Origin of the sequence: Limnobacter sp. 130 (genome assembly GCF_902506325.1) — a bacterium.
GTDB lineage: Bacteria > Pseudomonadota > Gammaproteobacteria > Burkholderiales > Burkholderiaceae_B > Limnobacter.
In genome coordinates this window covers 749,880-767,691 of record NZ_LR732328.1, presented here as the reverse complement: position 1 = coordinate 767,691, position 17,812 = coordinate 749,880, and the positions used below count along the sequence as shown (strand labels likewise).

16 protein-coding genes are annotated in these 17,812 nt (G+C 53.8%); 5 read left to right on the top strand and 11 right to left on the bottom strand.

The window, feature by feature from the left end; translation table 11 throughout:
• Positions 1-15: 15 nt before the first annotated feature.
• The 4 genes from FRIGORI9N_RS03680 to FRIGORI9N_RS03665 form a co-directional block, all read right to left on the bottom strand.
• Positions 16-1,158: an acyl-CoA dehydrogenase family protein gene (locus tag FRIGORI9N_RS03680; protein WP_159568529.1), complete on the bottom strand. Its 1,143-nt coding sequence runs from the start codon at positions 1,156-1,158 to the stop codon at positions 16-18.
• A gap of 106 nt (positions 1,159-1,264) precedes the next feature.
• Positions 1,265-2,281 (bottom strand): AraC family transcriptional regulator, encoded by a 1,017-nt coding sequence (locus tag FRIGORI9N_RS03675; RefSeq protein ID WP_159568528.1) that lies wholly within the window; start codon positions 2,279-2,281, stop codon positions 1,265-1,267.
• Between the two features lie 9 nt (positions 2,282-2,290).
• Positions 2,291-4,330, bottom strand: coding sequence for an NADPH-dependent 2,4-dienoyl-CoA reductase (locus FRIGORI9N_RS03670; protein WP_159568527.1), 2,040 nt, complete (start codon positions 4,328-4,330; stop codon positions 2,291-2,293).
• Between the two features lie 92 nt (positions 4,331-4,422).
• Entirely contained in the window at positions 4,423-5,457 is a 1,035-nt protein-coding gene (locus tag FRIGORI9N_RS03665) for an AraC family transcriptional regulator (RefSeq protein ID WP_159568526.1), read from the bottom strand.
• Positions 5,458-5,580: 123 nt separating this feature from the next.
• Here FRIGORI9N_RS03665 and FRIGORI9N_RS03660 point away from each other — a divergent pair, with 123 nt between their 5' ends.
• Positions 5,581-6,741 (top strand): alkane 1-monooxygenase, encoded by a 1,161-nt coding sequence (locus FRIGORI9N_RS03660; protein WP_159568525.1) that lies wholly within the window; start codon positions 5,581-5,583, stop codon positions 6,739-6,741.
• Here FRIGORI9N_RS03660 and FRIGORI9N_RS03655 read toward each other — a convergent pair whose 3' ends face one another.
• The 5 genes from FRIGORI9N_RS03655 to FRIGORI9N_RS03635 form a co-directional block, all read right to left on the bottom strand.
• Entirely contained in the window at positions 6,742-7,179 is a 438-nt protein-coding gene (locus tag FRIGORI9N_RS03655; protein WP_159568524.1) for a thioesterase family protein, read from the bottom strand.
• A gap of 7 nt (positions 7,180-7,186) precedes the next feature.
• Positions 7,187-8,866: a GMC family oxidoreductase gene (locus FRIGORI9N_RS03650; RefSeq protein WP_159568523.1), complete on the bottom strand. Its 1,680-nt coding sequence runs from the start codon at positions 8,864-8,866 to the stop codon at positions 7,187-7,189.
• A gap of 117 nt (positions 8,867-8,983) precedes the next feature.
• Positions 8,984-10,072, bottom strand: a complete 1,089-nt coding sequence (locus FRIGORI9N_RS03645; protein WP_159568522.1) for a nitronate monooxygenase family protein — start codon at positions 10,070-10,072, stop codon at positions 8,984-8,986.
• A gap of 100 nt (positions 10,073-10,172) precedes the next feature.
• Positions 10,173-11,780 (bottom strand): hypothetical protein, encoded by a 1,608-nt coding sequence (locus tag FRIGORI9N_RS03640; RefSeq protein WP_159568521.1) that lies wholly within the window; start codon positions 11,778-11,780, stop codon positions 10,173-10,175.
• 15 nt (positions 11,781-11,795) lie between these two features.
• The gene (locus FRIGORI9N_RS03635) at positions 11,796-12,077 is read right to left on the bottom strand and encodes a hypothetical protein (protein WP_159568520.1); all 282 of its coding nucleotides are present in this window, start codon (positions 12,075-12,077) and stop codon (positions 11,796-11,798) included.
• Between the two features lie 258 nt (positions 12,078-12,335).
• Between FRIGORI9N_RS03635 and FRIGORI9N_RS03630 the strand changes: the two genes are divergently transcribed.
• The gene (locus FRIGORI9N_RS03630; protein ID WP_159568519.1) at positions 12,336-12,647 is read left to right on the top strand and encodes a pyrimidine/purine nucleoside phosphorylase; all 312 of its coding nucleotides are present in this window, start codon (positions 12,336-12,338) and stop codon (positions 12,645-12,647) included.
• On the opposite strand, the gene FRIGORI9N_RS03625 is transcribed toward FRIGORI9N_RS03630, so the two are convergent.
• Positions 12,648-13,703 (bottom strand): hypothetical protein, encoded by a 1,056-nt coding sequence (locus tag FRIGORI9N_RS03625; RefSeq protein ID WP_159568518.1) that lies wholly within the window; start codon positions 13,701-13,703, stop codon positions 12,648-12,650.
• An 86-nt stretch (positions 13,704-13,789) separates the two neighbouring features.
• On the opposite strand from FRIGORI9N_RS03625, the gene FRIGORI9N_RS03620 reads away from it, so the two are divergent.
• Genes FRIGORI9N_RS03620 through FRIGORI9N_RS03610 form a run of 3 tightly spaced genes read left to right on the top strand, consistent with a single transcriptional unit; the run spans position 13,790 to position 16,404 of the window.
• A complete protein-coding gene (locus FRIGORI9N_RS03620) occupies positions 13,790-14,425 on the top strand; it encodes a TetR/AcrR family transcriptional regulator (protein WP_159568517.1) in 636 nt (211 codons plus the stop codon).
• Positions 14,422-15,078, top strand: a complete 657-nt coding sequence (locus FRIGORI9N_RS03615; RefSeq protein WP_159568516.1) for a hypothetical protein — start codon at positions 14,422-14,424, stop codon at positions 15,076-15,078. Before FRIGORI9N_RS03620 ends, FRIGORI9N_RS03615 begins: the two co-directional genes overlap by 4 nt.
• Positions 15,079-15,081: 3 nt before the next feature.
• Positions 15,082-16,404, top strand: coding sequence for an NADH:flavin oxidoreductase/NADH oxidase family protein (locus tag FRIGORI9N_RS03610; RefSeq protein WP_159568515.1), 1,323 nt, complete (start codon positions 15,082-15,084; stop codon positions 16,402-16,404).
• Here the strand turns inward: FRIGORI9N_RS03610 and FRIGORI9N_RS03605 are convergent.
• Positions 16,401-17,699, bottom strand: a complete 1,299-nt coding sequence (locus FRIGORI9N_RS03605; protein ID WP_159568514.1) for a GDSL-type esterase/lipase family protein — start codon at positions 17,697-17,699, stop codon at positions 16,401-16,403. The two genes, FRIGORI9N_RS03610 and FRIGORI9N_RS03605, sit on opposite strands and share 4 nt — an antisense overlap.
• Positions 17,700-17,812: the final 113 nt, after the last annotated feature.

The following is a 17,812-nucleotide window of genomic DNA, read 5'->3' as shown; positions in this document are numbered from 1 at the left end:
TATTCCTTTAACTTTTTACAAGCCCAACTGCTTGCCAATAATTTCATTCATGATTTCATAAGTGCCACCGCCAATTGATGCAATGCGGTTGTCGCGGTACAAACGCTCCACCAAACTTTCGCGCATGTAGCCCATGCCACCGAAAATCTGCACGGCTTCGTAAGTGATGAAGTCCGATGTTTTCGTGGCAAAGTTTTTCGCCATCGACACTTCTTTCAAAGCGGGCTTGCCAGCCTGCATGCGCGCTGCAACCCGGTAGGTGAATTCGCGACTGGCTTCCAGTTGTGTGGCCATGTCGGCCAGCTTGTGGCGAATCACCTGGTGTTTGCTCAAGGGCTTGCCAAAGGTGCTGCGGTTTTTTGCATAAGCCAACGCCTCATTAAAAGCCAATTCAGACAAGGTGTTTGAGTAGTAGGCCAGGCCCAAACGCTCGGCTTCGAAGTTGGTCATGATCATCATGAAGCCGCCGTTCTCGATACCGATCAGGTTCGACTTGGGAACCACCACATTGTCAAAAAACAGCTCGGCTGTGTCGCTGCACCACCAACCCATTTTCTTCAAAGGCTGACCGGTTGTGAAGCCGGGTGTGCCCTTTTCAATCAGCAACATGCTGATGCCGCCGTAGCCATCACCACCCGTGCGCACGGCCACGGTGTAATAGTCAGCGCGAATGCCCGAGGTAATGTAGGTTTTAGAACCCGACACTTTGTAATGGTCGCCGCAATCCACCGCGCGTGTTTTCAAGTTGGCCACATCAGAACCACCACCGGGCTCGGTCACCGCCAAGGCGATGATTTTGTCGCCGCTCAGCACTTCGGGAACAATGCGCGCTTTCATCTCGGGGCTACCCCATTTGGCGATCGGTGGCAGGGCAATGCCATGCGACATCAAGCTGGAGAAGAAACCACCCGAACCTGCACGCAGCAGTTCTTCAGTGACCACCAGGCTCATGAAATAATCGCCTTCGGAATTGCCGCCGAATTCCTCTGGGTAACCAATGCCCAGAATGCCGGCATCGCCAGCCAGTTTGTAAATTTCGCGGGGGAAGGTGCCAGCCTCTTCCCAAGTATTGATGTGGGGCTGAATATTGCGCTCGACAAAACGCCGAATGTTGCGGCGCACTTCTTCATGCGTTTCATTGAAGTAATTGGTGAACATGCGTGCCTTGTGATGAATTCAATAAAGAGAATTCATCATGCGTGGGCAAACCAAATTCGGCGAGGGCAAAGCTGGACAGAATGGGGGTAAATAGTGACAGCTTGTCTTAATTTACCCTGTTGCGCTGAATGAACTCTATCGGGGACATGCCAAACCAGCGTTTGAAAGCGCGGCGAAAGTTCGACACTTCTTGATAACCCAAGCTCAGCGCCACCGACTCAACCGAGTTATTGCTGACCAGTAAACTGAGTTTGGCCTGCCGGGCCAGTTCAGAATCGCGCAGAGTTTGATAGCTGGTTTCCTCATCGCGCAAGTAGCGCATCAAGGTGCGCGAGGACAAATGAAAGTGCTTGGCCACTTGCTCGCAAGTCCAGATTTGGCCTGGGTTGCCGCGAATCAGCTCGGTAACCCGTGCCGACCAGCTGCTGGGCCTGCGCTGTTCAAGCAGCAGTTGCTCGCAGCGCGCCAAGGCCATGGCGTGGGTTTCCGGGTCGGCCATTGGATTGGGCATCAAGGCCAAACCATGGGGAATCACAATTTTTGTTTTGGGTTTGTTGAACAGGCAAGGTGCATGCAAAAACCCCGGGTATTGCGTGGCATAGGCCGGGGCAGAATACGCCAGCTCCACGCGCAATGCGGGGCGGGAATTTCCAATAATCATGCCCAGGTGATTCACCATGGTGGCCAGCACAGCCTCGCATAAAAAGCGCCCTACTTCGTCCAGTGCAATGCCCATATTGATAATTACTGCGAAGTGATCGCTGGCAATGTGGCCTTCCATGCGGGCGAAGCCACCACGAATGTCATGAAATTTCTCGGTGGCTTTCCAGGCATGGCCCAAGGTGGGTGACGACGCAATCAAGGTACCCAAAGGCCCATGTGCAGACAAATGCAGATTGGCACCCCAGCGCAAACCCAAGGCCGGGTTGTTGCTCAATTGCAGGGCGTTGCGCACAATTACGGCCTGGGTGTCGGCATCAATGTACTTGTTCAGCTCCAGCAAATCGGCCGGGGCCAGCCGCGTGCCCTTCAACAACAGAAGCTGGCCTTTGTGGTCCAGCCCCTGCTCCCGCGCAAGCGTTCGCGTGTACGCGGTGGGAAAAACAACGTGATTGTTGGTCACGCTGATTGCTTACAGCACGGCGGCCAGGCGGGCACCTTGGTTAATCGCTTCCTTGGCATCGAGTTCAGCCGCCTTGAAAGCGCCACCAATAATGTGCACTGGCATGCCCAAGGCGCGCACCGATTCTTCCAGTTCTCGATTGGGGTGCTGGCCTGCACACACAATCACATTGTCGACTTCCAGCAAATGTTCTGCGCCATCGGGAGTGCGAATACGCAAGCCCGCATCTTCAACGCCGATGTATTCCACACCCGACAACAAGCGTACGCCTTTGGCTTCAAGCGCTGCACGGTGGATCCAGCCCGTGGTTTTTCCGGGGCCTGCAATCTTCTTGGGCTTGCGTTGAAGAATGGTAATTTGGCGTGTGGCTTTTTCTGGATTGGCCTTGACACCGGCAATGCCGCCACGTGCTTTTTGATCGCGATCAATGCCCCAGAATTCGCAAAAATCGTCGATGCTGGTGGAAGGCGATTGCTCGCTTTCGTGATGGGTTAGAAACTCGGCGGTATCCACACCAATACCACCCCCACCCACAATGGCCACGCGCTGGCCCACAGCTTTACCGTGTTTCAACACATCGAGATAACCCATGACTTTGGGATGTTCAACACCGGGCAGACTGGGCACATTGGGAATAATGCCAGTGGCCAAAATCACTTCATCAAATTCTTTCAAATCATTTGCACTCACACGCTTGCCCAATTGGAATGTCACGCCTTCCTTGTTCAGCATGGTGCTGAAGTAACGAATGGTTTCGTGAAACTCTTCCTTGCCGGGCACTTGCTTGGCAATATTGAACTGCCCGCCAATTTCGTGCGCTTCATCAAACAGCGTTACGGCATGGCCGCGTTGTGCAGCGGTGAGCGAGAACGACATACCCGCCGGGCCAGCACCCACAACCGCCACTTTTTTCTTCGCTGTGGTTTTCACAAAAATCAATTCTGTTTCGTGGCAGGCCTGCGGGTTCACCAGGCAACTGCAACGCTTGCCGCCAAAGGTGTGGTCCAGGCAAGCCTGGTTACAACCAATGCAGGTGTTGATTTCATTGACTCGATCTTCTTTGGTTTTCAGCACCCAGTCCGGGTCGGCCAAAAACGGGCGCGCCATGGCGATCATGTCGGCATCGCCGTTTTGTAACACGCGCTCGGCATCACCAGGCATGTTCAAGCGGTTCGACGCTGCAACTGGAATGGACACCACTTCCTTGATTTTGCGGGTTGCCCAGGTGAATGCGCCGCGCGGTACTTGCGTGGCAATGGTTGGAATTTTTGCTTCGTGCCAACCAATGCCTGTGTTCAGAATGGTGACACCGGCCTTCTCGAGTTCGCGGGCCAGCAGCAGTGTTTCGTCCAGACTTTGACCATCAGGCACCAAATCGAGCATCGACATGCGGTACACGATAATGAATTCAACCCCCACTTTGGCGCGAATGCGGCGAACCACCTCGAGCGGAAAACGCATGCGTTTCTCGAAAGTGCCGCCCCATTCATCGGTGCGTTCATTGCCGCGCTCGGTCAAAAACTGGTTCAGCAAATAACCCTCGGAACCCATTACTTCGACACCGTCGTAGCCCGCCATTTTTGCAAACGCGGCCGAGTTGGCGAAGCCATCAATTTCCTGCTCAACTTCAGCAGCTGTGAGCTCTCGCGGTGTAAATGGAAAAATTGGAGATTGCTTGGCAGAGGCCGAAACCATGTTCACGTTGTAGGCCTGTCGACCTGCATGCAGCAATTGAATGGCAATTTTTCCGCCCGCGGCGTGCACTGCATCGGTCACCGTGCGGTGGCGTGTGGCATCTTGCTCACTGGTCATTCGGCCTGCTCCGGGCCACAGCACAGCAGTTTCTGAGGTTGCAAAACCACCGGTAATCATCAAGCCCACATCGCCTTGCGCACGCCTTGCAAAAAAAGCAGCCAACTTCTCGGGCGCTTCTTCTTCAAGCCCGGTGTGCATGGACCCCATGATGACCCTGTTTTTCAAGGTGGTGAAACCCAGGTTCAATGGCTCGAGTAGCTTGGTGTGCGCGTGGTTGGACAATGCTGCTGGCATTTCAATTCCTCGGTGGTTGATTCATCAAAAACATTACGAATTTAGCTGAATATTACGTCATTAAGAAATTATTTATGGTGACCCCGTTACTTTCACGATGAATGTTCCTGGCGATACGCCTTGGGGGTTTGCCCACACCAGCGTTTGAAGGTTCGGCTGAAATTGGAGGCATCTTCGTAACCCAAGGCATAGGCGATGTCTTCGACCGTGTTGTGGGTGTTCGCCAGCAGCCAGCAGGCGCGCTCTTGCCGCACCTCGTCCAGCAATTGCTGAAAACTGGTGCCCTCGGCCTGAAGGTGGCGCATGAAGGTGCGCTCGGTCAGGTTTTCTTTGGCGGCCATGGTTTGCAAGGTGGGCATGGGGCCTTCTGTTTTCTGCAACTGCATGCGCACGCGCTGGGCCAAAGTATCGCCCTGCTGCAAGCGTTGAAGCTGCAAGTCGCAGTCGCGAAGAAGGCGCTGCAAGGCTTCGTCATCGGCAGCAAGGCTTGGGCTGTTCACCAGTGTGCTGTTTAGCACCACGCGCAATTGAGAAAAACCAAAGCTGTTGTGCTGCGCAATGCGCTGGTATTCATGCGCCCATGCGGGCTCATCAAACGGCCATTCAATGCGCAACTGTTGTGGAAGCTCTTGCCCGGTCATTGCAGTTAACAACTGCACCAAACCACCCAGCAATTGGCAGTGCAGGTATTCACGCACGGGCCCCAAGTCCACCCACTCTTCCAGCACGGCTGCAAAGTCGGGTTCAAGCTCAAACTGCAAATTGGCCAGGTTTTGGCGCAAACCGGCATAGCGCTGCAACAGCAACATGGCACTGGGCAAATTCTTGCTGGCGATCATGGCTGCACCCAAGGTGCCGTGAGCAGACGCCGGGGTTCGCAAGCCCACCTCCAGGCCAAGCCAGGGGCATTGGCTAAGCTGCACGCCGCGCTCAATGAGTTGCCGCATTTGATCAAAACTCATGAACTGGTTGCTTTCATGCAGGTGCTGCCAGTTCAGGGGCAAACCATCAAGAATGTCGGCTGGCGCAAAGCCACGCCGCTGCAATTCGGCACACAGCAAGCGCGCATACACCGGGTGCAGCGCAGGCGAAAGGACTGCAGTGAAATCGTGCAAGGACTGGGGCAAGTGTTTGTCTCGTGTGGTTTTGTTTTTGTCACTTTATGACGATCTTATGCCACCCTGTGCGGTGTTGTCCATCGCCTTGCGCGCCTAAGATGAAATCATCCTGAATAACCCGGTGCACAAAAAATGACATCAAACACAATGCCCGCAACTCAATACAAAGATCCCAAGAAATTCCTGTGGCTGCTTTCGGTGATCGCGCCCTTTGCAGCGCCGCTGGGCCCGATCATGTATTTGTACACCGGCCACACACAATGGCTTTGGGTGTTTCTGGCATTTTTCTACATCGGCCTGCCCGTGCTTGATTTCATTTTTGGCGAGGACAAACAAAACCCGCCCGAGCAAGCCGTACCCCAGCTGGAAGATACAGCCTACTACCGCGTAATCACTTACCTGCTGGTGCCGATTATTACTTTTGGATTCCTGTTCAATGTGGTGTTTCTGGCCACGCACGACCTGCATTGGCTGCACTGGTTGGCAGTGGCCATTACCACAGGTTCACTGCTGGGTTTTGGTTTGAACCTGGGCCACGAGATGGGCCACAAAAAACGCAAACTGGACAAAGCACTGGCGCTGTTTACGCTCTCGCTAGGTGGTTACGGACACTTCTCGATTGAACACAACCGTGGGCACCACCGCGATGTGGCCACGCCAGAAGATCCGGCCACTTCACGCATGGGTGAGCACATTTATGAATTCATGCTGCGTGAAATTCCTGGTGCCTTCAAGCGCGCCTGGAAGCTGGAAAGTGAACGCCTGGCACGCGCAGGAAAAAGTCGCTGGAATGTGGGCAATGAAATGCTTCAGGCCGGGATAATGACGGTGATTCTGTACACCGCGCTGATTGCCATGTTTGGCTGGCCCATGGTGCCTGTGTTGGCTGTGGTTGCCTTTTGGGGTGCCTTTCAGTTGACCAGCGCCAATTACATTGAACATTACGGCCTGATGCGCCAGAAGTTGCCCAACGGCGAGTACGAGCGTTGCGCCCCGCACCATTCGTGGAATAGCAACCACCTGGTATCCAATCTTGTTGTGTTTCAGTTGCAACGCCACTCGGACCACCATGCCAACCCGGCACGCAGCTATCAGTCACTGCGAGATTTTCCGGAACTGCCCAGCTTGCCATCCGGTTACTTCGGCATGTTTCTGGCGGCTTATGTACCCCCGCTGTGGTTTGCAATCATGAACCCAAGGCTGCTGGAAGTGGCTGGCAAGAATGCGCAGAAAATCAACATTCACCCCCGCAAGCGAGCACGCGTCATTCAACGTTATTCATTGGCAGCCTGATTAGCCAGCCTGGTTGATCTGCTTGCCCACAGCGCCCTCTTGCAGGGCGCTTTTTATTTCAGCCGGAATTGTTTGCTTGGTGAATTCTTTCGCGTCCACCAACACGTAAGTGGCTTGTGCAGTGGCCACTAAAACATTGGTGCCGGCGTTTATAAATTCAAAGATCAAAGTGAAACTGGTGTTTCCGAAATGGCTCGGGTACACACTCGCTTTTAACACATCGTCGAATCGCGCAGGGGTTTTCCATTCGGTGAGCAAGCGAACCACTTGGGTTTCAAACCCCATGTGCACCAGTTCGTTGTAGCCACCCATGGCAGCCCGCATGTATTCCGTCAGTGCCAAGTCGACGTAGTCACCGTAACGGGCATTGAATACGACACCTTGCGGGTCGCATTCGCTGTAGCGCACCCTGAATAAAAACTCAAAAGGTTGATTCATTAAACAATTACACCGGTTGAGGAATCAGGGATTGAGCCAGGTGTTCCTGACGCGCTCTTGCATTGTGCTCGGCCTGCTCCAGTGCGGGCACGCGCGACACACCGCGAATCAGGTCCACTGCCTTTTCAGCCATCATCATGACTGGCCCGTTGGTGTTGCCACCGATCAGGCTGGGCATGGCCGATGCATCCACAATGCGCAAGCCTTCAAGCCCGTGTACACGCAACTGCGAATCGACCACCGCCATGGAATCGGTGCCCATTTTGCAAGTGCCTGTGGGGTGGTACACCGTGTCCACCCGGTTGCGCAACACCTCGCGAATTTCATCATCGGTGTGCACATTCTCGGTGAATTTGTCTTTCACAATCCACTTGGCCAATGCGGGTGCATGCATGATTTTGCGGGTCAGTTTGAAACCCTCCACCAACTCATCCAGATCGCGCGAATCGTTCAAAAAACCGATGTCGATCAACGGTGGCGTGTCCATGGTGTTGCCCTGCAAAGTCAGGCTGCCACGGCTGCGCGGGCGCAACAAACACACATGGCAAGAAAAGCCATGACCCATGTGCATTTTGCGGGCGTGGTCATCGACCATGGCCACCACAAAGTGCAATTGCACATTGGGGTCTTTCAATTCGGGGCTGGTTTTCAGAAACGCGCCACCTTCGGCAAAGTTGCTGGTGAGTGCGCCCCGGCGGTGTTTGCGGTAGCGGAAAATTTCACGCAGCAAGCGGATGCCACCGCGAAGCGACAAACCCAAGGTGTCGAGGCTTTTGGTCGAGTAACCAAAAATGAAATCAGGGTGATCCTGCAAATTTTTGCCCACGCCTGGCAGGTGGTGAATCACATCAATACCCTGGCGTGCCAGCTCGGCGGAATCGCCCACACCAGAAACCATCAGCAGTTGCGGCGTTTGTATTGCGCCCGCAGTCAGAATGATTTCCTTGCGCGCTTTCAACACGGCGACTTGCCCGTTGATGGACACTTCAACACCCACCGCACGCTTGCCCTCGAACAACACGCGCTGAACCATGGCTTTGGTGTGCACAGTCAGATTCTTTCGGTGCATGTGCGGGAACAGGTAGGCACGCGCTGCGCTCCAGCGTTCGCCGTTTTTCTGGGTGACCTGATAAATACCAACACCTTCCTGGTCAGCACCATTGAAGTCATTGTTGATTTTGAAGCCAGCCTGCTTGGCAGCCTCCAGATAAACCTGTTGAAACGGGTTGTCAGAACGCAGATCGGCCACATTCAAGGGGCCGCTGTTGCCGTGGTAGGCATCGCGAATTCGTTCATTGCATTCGCTGAGTTTGAAGTAAGGCAGCACGTCTTTGTAAGACCAGCCTGCGCAACCCTCATCGTTTGCCCAACGGTCGTAATCTGAAGCAGTGCCGCGAATGTAAACCATGGCATTGATGGCTGAAGAACCACCCAGCGCTTTACCGCGCGGCTGGTAACCTTTGCGGCCGTTCAAGCCAGGTTGCGGTGTGGTCTCGAATGCCCAGTTGTTGATTTTGGTGGGCAGCATGGCCACCGCACCGCTGGGAATATTGATGAGATTGCCGGTGCCCTCACCCCCTGCCTCCAGCAGGCAGACATCAAGCGTTGAGTCTTCACTCAGGCGACCCGCCATGGCACAGCCACCGGAACCACCACCCACAACGATGTAGTCGTGCTCTGTCTTCATCTGCTCCTCCTGATTTCAAACTCGCTTGGGGCAAGTTTTATGATTTTGTTACTTGATCATAGAGGAAGCCGGGCAAAAAGAAACACGTCAATGCCGACAAAAAATTGATAATTCCGGTCAAGCGATGCGACTGATTTTCTCGGATGTGGCTGGTGTACTCGTCGAAGCATTTCCCGCCAGCAGATTGATTTGCGCCAAGGCTTCATCAATCTCTTTCATCACGCGCTGAGTCAGCTCTTCAACTGAGGGCACGTCTTGTACCAGGCCCTGCACCTGACCAATCAACTGCACACCCTGCGTGTGGTTGCCATCAATGGTGGCTTTTTTAATTTGAAGCACTGCTGCACCGTAGAAGGTTACAGTGAGCGTTTGCTCCAATCCCATTTTGAATACGTCTTTGACAATGCCGAGCAAAGGCTTGTTCATTTCCCGTGCCGCCAAATAGGCGCGCCACATGGCACGAACCGGATTGAACGGTTTGGACATCACTTTTCTGGAATTGGGTGTGGTCATGACCCGGCAAGGAATGCTGTCGAAGTTCTTGCTGTATATGGTCTCTTCCACTTCTTTTTTCACAATCAATTCTTTGGTGTTGGCATGCACCGGGCTTTCTTTGGAAGCAGCCCAGCGTGTGCCCATGGCCACGCCATCGGCACCCAGTGCCAGTGCAGCAACAACGCCACCGCCCGTGCCAAAACCACCTGCAGCAATGATGGGCAGTTTTGTGACCTGCCGAATTGCAGGCACCAGAACCAGTGAAGTCACTGCGCCACCGTGTGCGGCCGCTTCATGGCCGGTGACCAACAAGGCATCTACACCCGACTGCTCGGCTTTCAGCGCGTGTTTGGCATTCACCACCGTGGCGATGACTTTGCCACCATAATCGTGCACGCGTTTGCACACATCCGCAGGGCTGCCCAAACTGAAATTAATCACAGGCACTTTTTCGTTCAGAGCCACTTCAAGATTGTCGAGCGCGCCAGGCATGATCAGGGCGCAACCAATGCCGAACGGCTTGGAGGTCAGGCTACGCACCTTGCGAATTTCAGCCAGAGTTTGTTCGGGATTCAAATGACCAATGGCCAGAATGCCCAGCCCGCCTGCATTGGCAGTGGCTGCAACCAAATCGGCATTGGCCACGTAGGTCATGCCGGGGCACACCAGCGGGTATTGAATATTGAACATCTCGGTGATGCGGGTTTTCATGGGCTGTCCGTAGATCAAGTGGGCCGAGTCTGGCAATCCAATCAATATTACATCAACCGAGATATTCTGATAAGCAATGTAAGTATGTGCAGACCTGGTTTTATCCCAGGGTTTTGGTCAAATCACCCAGCAGTGGCAAGCCACCGAGCAAGCCACCCTCGGCGCCACTGCTTGAGCTTATCGACGAAGTGAGACCACCCAAGAGGTCGCCAACAACCGGAATGCCTGCGAGTGCGTCGCCGCCAGAGAGCAAACCACCACCGGATAAAAGATCTCCGCTCAGCACATCATCCAATGCAGGCACGCCAGCCAACAAGCCACCTTCAGCGCCACCCTCTAGAAAACCGCCGAGTAGCGGAATTTCGCCCAACACACTGCTGCCACCTAGCCCACTGGTCAAACCATCCAATGCGCCGCCGAGGAACGGAATATTGGCCAACGCAGAACTGACATCACCCCCCAGTGAACCGGCAAGATCACCAATCAAATTGGTGAGCGGTGCAGCAGGTGTGCTGGCACCAACCGATGAAACAGAATCGCCGACACCGCCCAATAATCCACCCACCGTATTCAACAAGGTGTTGCCGCCCTCGCCGATCAGCGCCAGCGGCGTTGAGGACAAACCTTCTTCAAGGCCACCGCCCAAGCCACTCAAAATGCCGCCCAAACCGCCTTCGTTGTTGCCGGTGGCCACGGAATCAACAACACCGCCCAGTGTGCCAGCGATATCACCAAGCACAGGCACGGGTTCAAGCAGCTGGCCCACGCTGTCGGTAACATTCACCACCGTGCCAACCACACCACCCACACCATCATCGGTGTTGGGGCCAGTGGTTCCCAACAAGCTGGCTACCAAATCCGACACGGGTGCCAGCGGTGTTCCTTCGCCAAAACCACTCACCTGATTGGCCGCAACTCCCAAAAGATCGGTCAGGGTACCCAAGCCCGTGTCCAGCACATTCGCCACCGGTGCCAGGGGTGTGCCCTCAAGGCCAGTGGTCAAGCCATCGGTCAAACCAGTCAAAATACCGTTCAAGCCACCGTTGTTGTTGCCCACCAGTGTGGACTCAATTACATTTCCAACGGCATTCACAACGTCGCCCACCACCGGCACTGGTTCGGTCAATTCGCCAAGGTTATTGGTCAAATCACTGACTGTTTCAGCAAGGCCACCTGCATTTTCAGCAGGCAAGTTACCCGGTGTGTTACCGCTGTTGCCGCCACCACTGTTGTCATCGCCAGACCCCGCAAACAAGGCTGCGGCGCCCACTGCACCGGCAACTGGCAAGGCACTCAGGCCTGCACCTGCGCCGAACAAGCCAGCACCAAACAAGCCGCTCATTTCGCCGTTGGCCTCTTGACCGTCAAGTACAGCAGCCTGATTTTCGCCATCGAATTCAGACACCAGTGTGACGTTGCCCAGGCCATCACCTGCATTGGATGAAATCACCACTTGCCCATTCGGACCGACATCGGGATCGAAGGCCAAAGTGGCCACGCCACCATTGGAAATTTCCAGGAACGCCGGGATTTGCTGCTGAGTGCCGGGAATGCTGAGCACTGCAATTGAGTTGCTGGTGGATCGCAACACGTCACCGGCTTGCAACACCATGTCTTCACGCAATGGCGCTTCAATGCCGTTTCGCTTTACAAATACGTCGCCGTCAATATTGGTCACGGAGGCTACTACTGGACTGTCAAAGTTCATGTTGTTTTCCTTGAATCAAGCAAAGTCAGCGTTCTGAACCACAATGGATTCTGCAAATGCTGCGGCGGAGTTTATGGGCGAAGAAGACTGGGAGAAATCAGAGAAATCAGTCGGAAAAATTGCAGCGGTCGCAGCATCAAATTGACTGTTCATGCCGTACAGTGACAAATCGATTTGCGTGATCAATGACACAATGCTTTGAAACAACTCACCCGGAATGAATGAGGAAGCCAGCGACAAATCGATTGCGTTCAATTCGGGAAGCGAATCCATGCTTTCAAGCAAGTTGTTTGACATACAAAACCTTTAATGGAATGAGCCACAGGTTGGTTAACCCTTTTTGGTTAACCATTTGTAGGTAGCAAATATACCTAATTTGTAAGGTTTTTACTTACAAGTTGTAAGGGTTTTTGTAAAAAACAACAAACCAACCCATTTTGGGGGGTGCTTTGCCCGCACAGCAAAGCAGGACTTTCTGGCAAGCCCGGGGCTGTATTTCACCGAAATTAAGGCATCATTCAGCATCCGAATTTTTTGCAATCAAGGGGAAATCAAATGGCTCAATTCGAGAACGTGACGGTGGTGAAAGCCGCCAATATTTACTTCGACGGCAAAGTGACCAGCCGCACTGTGTTGTTTGCCGACGGCACGAAAAAAACCCTGGGCGTGATGCTGCCCGGCGACTATGAATTCGGCACCGCCGAAAAAGAAATCATGGAAATTCTGGCTGGCGACATGGATGTTTGCCTGCCCGGTGAAAGCTGGAAAAACATTCAGGGCGGCCAGTCTTTTGAAGTACCAGCCAATGCCAAGTTTCAGTTGAAAGTGAAAACGCCTGTGGATTATTGCTGCAGCTACATCAAGTAACTAGGCAGGCGACACAAATTTTCCGAATTCCAGACTGCCCGTGCGCAAGGTAGGGGCAGTCCCGGGGAACAGCCAGTAGGGTTGTGCTTCGGAAGACGGAACCACATTCGGAAAACGATCATCGGCCGGGCTCGGTCCGGCAATGCTTTTTTCCTGCACCATGGAAATGTACTGATCCACCACGTATTCCTGCGTGTTGCCGTTGATGATCACTTCAGCCCCAGTTCTTTTCGCAAAGTCAGCAAGCCCGGTGATGCTTGAGTGCTTGGGCTCGTAAGCGTCCAGGCTGACACCATTTTCACTGGTCACCAACAATCCCTGCTCGGTGTGCGCAACAATCGAATGATTGCCCTCGGTGTGGCCTTTCGTGCGCACAAGCGCCACCGCACCGTCACCCAGCCAAACACTGTCATCCAGCAATTCAATGCGCTCCGGTGCAATACCCTGTGTGCCCTGTGGGCAGTACCACTGGTTTTGCCAGGGAATCAGCGCCTGCGCACTTTCCCACTCTTCGCGCATCACCAACAACTTCGCATTCGGGAAAATGGGAACTTGGCCATTGGCACCCAACCAGCGGCTTACATTTTGTGTGTGAAGGTGATCATAGGTGATGTAATCCACGTCTTCCGGGCGCAAGCCGATGCTCGCCAAACACTGCAACACGGTGGATGTTTTCTTCAGCACCAAAGCTTCCATGACGCCGACCAAGGGTCCGGCTTTTTTATCAAGATGCGCAAAAAATGGTGTGGCACGTTGGTTTTCCCAATCGGAGGGGCTCACCAAAAGTGTTTTCACGCCCTTACTGCTGGAGAACTGGATGACGAACAATCGGTTGCACAAATGCACAAAAGGCGTGGGTAAACCAAACGCATTCAGGTAGGCAAACTTGCTGGGATACGGCACGCGCACCAACTCAAAGGTTTTATAGAAAAGCACGCGGGGCTTGGCCAGCATGTCACGGCGAAAGTCTTTGCCTGCTTGGCGCACATTGTCCACGCGTTGCATGGGGCGCAAGGCCTCTCGGCTGCCGTCAAAATGACCGATGCGTGTGAACATGGTAATTGCCCTCAATCAGTGGTTGCGCTTTGTGAAACAAGCTCACTATAATTTGGACAAGAAATCTTGTCAAAAGTGAAACCTGAATGAGCAAAACACCCACAAGGGCTTACGGGGGCGTTGCCGCTGAGCAGCGTGCCGAGGAAAGAAGAGAACGCCTGCTGGCTGCAGCACTGGAGTTGTTTGCAAGGCAAGGCTATGCACGCACCACCATTGAAGCCTTGTGCAGCGAAGCCAAGGTAACGGCACGCCACTTCTACCAACTGTTTGACAGCCGGGAAGCCATACTGCGTGCGCTGTACAACAACATCATCGCAGATTTGCGGGCTGGCGTGTTGCAGGCCATGTCAGCACCAAACTTGAACTTGTCTGAACAAATCCCCCTTGGTGTAAGCGCCATGGTTCACCACTACCTGGAAGACAGCCGCCATGCACGCGTGGGAGTGCTGGAGGTGGTCGGTGTCAGCCCGCAAATGGAAGCTCGCAGGCGTGAGGCCATTCACGACATGGCTGGCCTGATCGAGGCTTACCTGAACAATTTGGCGGAGAAGGGAGAATTGCCCAAGCGAAACTACCACCTGGTAAGTGTGGCTTTGGTGGGTGGCATCAATGAATTGCTGGCTGAATGGCTAACGTTGGAGAACCCGCCTGACATTCCTACATTGAGTGAGGAAATCATCAATATATTGAACGCATTGATACGGGGCGCCGCCAGACAATGACCACGGTCGACTCGAAAGGCGTGCGCGACGCATTGGTGTTTCACGCTGCATTTTTTGCAATCGCAATTCCGGTTGCGCTCAATACGTCAGGTAATTCACTGGGTGTGGCATTGGTGGTGTTTGCGCTGGCTTACAACATTGCCTTGCCCCTGGCTGGCGCAATTCGGGGTCATGGCGAATGGGTGCGCTTGTGGAAATTTTTATTGCCTTTGTCGATCGCCCTGCCCTGCGCAGACTGGATGCTGGTTGAACGCATGGGCACCCTGACTTTTCCAGACCATGGAATTCCCCGGCTCGGCGGTGCAGTGCCGCTGTATTTCATGGGACTTTGGATTATGTTGCTGTGGCAGGTCTGCTGGCTGGCACTGGCCACACGCAAACCCTACCCCGTGGTGGCCATGCTGTCGCTGGGTGGTTTTCTGATTTGGGAATGGGCAGCCCGGCCCATGAACCTGTGGCATGCACAAGATGTTCTCCAAGTGCAGGGCTTTGCAATTTACCCCTTGATTCCTGAAATGTTGTTGGCGATTGGTGCACTGTGGCTGTGGAATGTACTGGGTAAAAAATCAACTATTCAACAAATTACTGGCGCACTGGCCTTGGCTGTTTTTTATGCAGGTGCCCTGTCACTTTCACTGCTTTGGATTGGCTAAACCATGAACTCGATTGAACTGAAACAACCCTTCACACTGCCATGCGGCGTGGTCATTCAAAACCGCTTGTGCAAAGCGGCCATGACCGAGGGCGTGGCCAATGCCAGGCTTCAAGCCACCGAACGACATGCCACCTTGTACAAGCGTTGGGCAGAAGGTGGTGCTGGTATTTTGATTACCGGCAATGTGTTGATTGACCGGAATATTCTGGAACGACCCGGCAATGTATCCATTGACCCTGCCCCTGAACATGGCGACCCTGAAGGCATGGACGCACTGCGTGCATGGGCCAAGGCAGGCACCAGCAACGGCAACCAGTTGTGGATGCAAATTTCCCATGCCGGGCGGCAATCGCCACGCTACGTCACCACGAAACCGGTGGCTCCGTCTGAAGTTCAACTGGAGTTGCTGGGCAACTACGCACCACCACGGGCACTGCGTGAGGATGAAATTCTGGATCTGATTCAGCGTTTTGCGCGTGTGGCCCGCATTGCAAAAGATGCCGGGTTCACGGGTGTGCAGGTGCATGGCGCACACGGCTATTTGCTGTCGTCATTTCTTTCGCCCATTACCAACCAGCGTGCCGACCAATGGGGCGGTAGCCTGGAAAACCGCGCGCGCTTTTTGCTGGAAGCGGTGCGCGCCGTGCGTAATTCAGTGGGCCCTGCTTTCCCCGTTGCGGTGAAGCTAAATTCAGATGACTTCCGCAAAGGTGGATTTTCCAATGAGGAATGTTTGCAGGTGGTGAAGTGGTTAAATGACGAGAAAATCGATCTGCTTGAAATTTCAGGCGGCACCTATGAGCAACCGCGTTTGCTGGGCCACACCGGTGCGACCGATTCCATAAAGGATGAGCAACCCACACAGCGCGAAAGCACCAAAAAACGCGAAGCCTATTTTCTGAATTATGCAAAAGCAATTCGCGAAGTGGCTACCATGCCCTTGATGGTGACAGGCGGGTTCCGAAGCCGCGAAGCCATGGAAGAAGCATTGAATGATGGTGTTTGCGATGTGATCGGGCTGGGTCGCCCGCTGTGCACACACCCGGACACACCCAAGCAATTGATGAACAGAAAAATTGATCGCGCGGCGAATTTCGAGAACATGTTGAAACTGACTGACAAAGGTATATTTTCGCCAGTCAGCCCGGTACTGCCGCTGAAATTAATCAATGTGCTCGGTGCGCAAGCCTGGTACTACCAACAAATATTCCGGCTGGCCGATGGGCTGGAAGCAAAACCTTCCATGACCCTGATCGGTGCCTTTTTCAAATACTTGTACAACGAATGGACCACCGCATTTAAAGTTAAACGCGCCAAATCTTAAGGCTTCGTCTTTTTGACCCATTCAGCCAATGGTGTAGCCGCCGCCCACAAGGCATGGCCTGCATCGTTGGAGTGAATGGAATCTCCACTGTTGTATTGCGGCAAGAAAGTCAGGCCACCAGGGGCCTCTACTTCTGCATTGTAATCGGCAACCCCATCGCATTCGCCGCTGTTCAGAATCCAGTCGTTCAGCTTGGCGCGCTCGCCGCTCAAATTGGCCTGAAACGATTGCGCACCGGGAATCCAGGTGGGGCAATATACATTGATGCCTTTGGCATGGGCCTTCGCAATCAGCTCCTGGTAATTGGCAATAATTTCATCAGCACTTCGGCTCGACAAATCGTTGGTTACCCACACCACCACCGAGCTTACACCCGCGGTATCAAACACATCCCGCTCAAGCCTTGTTGCACTGGCGTTTTGCAGTGTGTCGCCGCCAATGCCACGGTTCACAATGGTGTCGCGTTGGCCAACCGGGATTTCGTTCAACATGCGAACCGACAGCAAATCGCCCACTCGCTTGAAACCATTCTGGGTGGTGTTAAAACCATGAAAACTGGAACTGCCCAAAAACACCATGGCGCCCTTGGCATCTTTCGTCAGCACCTCAATGTCACGAAGCGCATACACCGTGCAACCATTGCAGAGGAGTGGCAAGCCCGGGGGCGTTGAAAAGCGGCTGTCGTCAATCAGGCCGTAACCCGCGCCTGAATCCTCGAGCGTTTGGTTGCCCGATCCATCAGGCAATTTGTAAGACTCAATCCACGTGGCACCAAACTCACCAGGGTTGTCCGCGCCTTTCACATACAAACTCACCGCCAAGTCGTCTTGGTTGTTGACTTTGAACTGAATTGGATCGCTGTAAAACGACTCGGTTTGCGGTGGAATGGTTGCACTGGTTTGCCCACAATTGAAGGTGATTGCCTTGCTGGTATTCAATTTCAGGTTGGCACCCGTTGCCCCCTCACGCATGCCCACTGCTGCCGCACCGATTTGCATGGGTTGATCGCTCAGGTTAATGAATCGAACCCGAATGGCGTTGCCACTGGCTGTAACCCGCGCAATGTTTCGCACTGTGGTGTCCAAAGGTGCAGTACCGGTTACATGAGTAACGCCCCAAGCCGACATCCAGCGTGCTCCATCGGCTGCATTGGCATTACTGTTGCACGCCAACCCCGAGGCCTGCGTGTTGGTGCCAGAAGTACCGGCGGAGGTACCATCCGATTCCGAAGAACAGGCAGCCACTGCCAACAGAAGCAGCGGCCAAAGAAATTGTTGTAGTTTATGGCGGTTCAAAACATGTCCCCTGAAGTTATATTTCTAGTACTTCAGAGGATGCTCTGCTGGATGTATTCCCGCATTAGTGGATAGCCGCAGCAGAAATCTACCTAAGGGGTTTTACGCTTAGA

Excerpts from the sequence above, each read along its gene's own strand:
- FRIGORI9N_RS03680 (WP_159568529.1), bottom strand. The coding sequence starts at position 1,158 with ATGTTCACCAATTACTTCAATGAAACGCATGAAGAAGTGCGCCGCAAC.
- FRIGORI9N_RS03670 (WP_159568527.1), bottom strand. The coding sequence starts at position 4,330 with ATGCCAGCAGCATTGTCCAACCACGCGCACACCAAGCTACTCGAGCCA.
- FRIGORI9N_RS03660 (WP_159568525.1), top strand. The coding sequence starts at position 5,581 with ATGACATCAAACACAATGCCCGCAACTCAATACAAAGATCCCAAGAAA.
- FRIGORI9N_RS03655 (WP_159568524.1), bottom strand. The coding sequence starts at position 7,179 with ATGAATCAACCTTTTGAGTTTTTATTCAGGGTGCGCTACAGCGAATGC.
- FRIGORI9N_RS03650 (WP_159568523.1), bottom strand. The coding sequence starts at position 8,866 with ATGAAGACAGAGCACGACTACATCGTTGTGGGTGGTGGTTCCGGTGGC.
- FRIGORI9N_RS03645 (WP_159568522.1), bottom strand. The coding sequence starts at position 10,072 with ATGAAAACCCGCATCACCGAGATGTTCAATATTCAATACCCGCTGGTG.
- FRIGORI9N_RS03640 (WP_159568521.1), bottom strand. The coding sequence starts at position 11,780 with ATGAACTTTGACAGTCCAGTAGTAGCCTCCGTGACCAATATTGACGGC.
- FRIGORI9N_RS03635 (WP_159568520.1), bottom strand. The coding sequence starts at position 12,077 with ATGTCAAACAACTTGCTTGAAAGCATGGATTCGCTTCCCGAATTGAAC.
- FRIGORI9N_RS03630 (WP_159568519.1), top strand. The coding sequence starts at position 12,336 with ATGGCTCAATTCGAGAACGTGACGGTGGTGAAAGCCGCCAATATTTAC.
- FRIGORI9N_RS03625 (WP_159568518.1), bottom strand. The coding sequence starts at position 13,703 with ATGTTCACACGCATCGGTCATTTTGACGGCAGCCGAGAGGCCTTGCGC.
- FRIGORI9N_RS03620 (WP_159568517.1), top strand. The coding sequence starts at position 13,790 with ATGAGCAAAACACCCACAAGGGCTTACGGGGGCGTTGCCGCTGAGCAG.
- FRIGORI9N_RS03615 (WP_159568516.1), top strand. The coding sequence starts at position 14,422 with ATGACCACGGTCGACTCGAAAGGCGTGCGCGACGCATTGGTGTTTCAC.
- FRIGORI9N_RS03610 (WP_159568515.1), top strand. The coding sequence starts at position 15,082 with ATGAACTCGATTGAACTGAAACAACCCTTCACACTGCCATGCGGCGTG.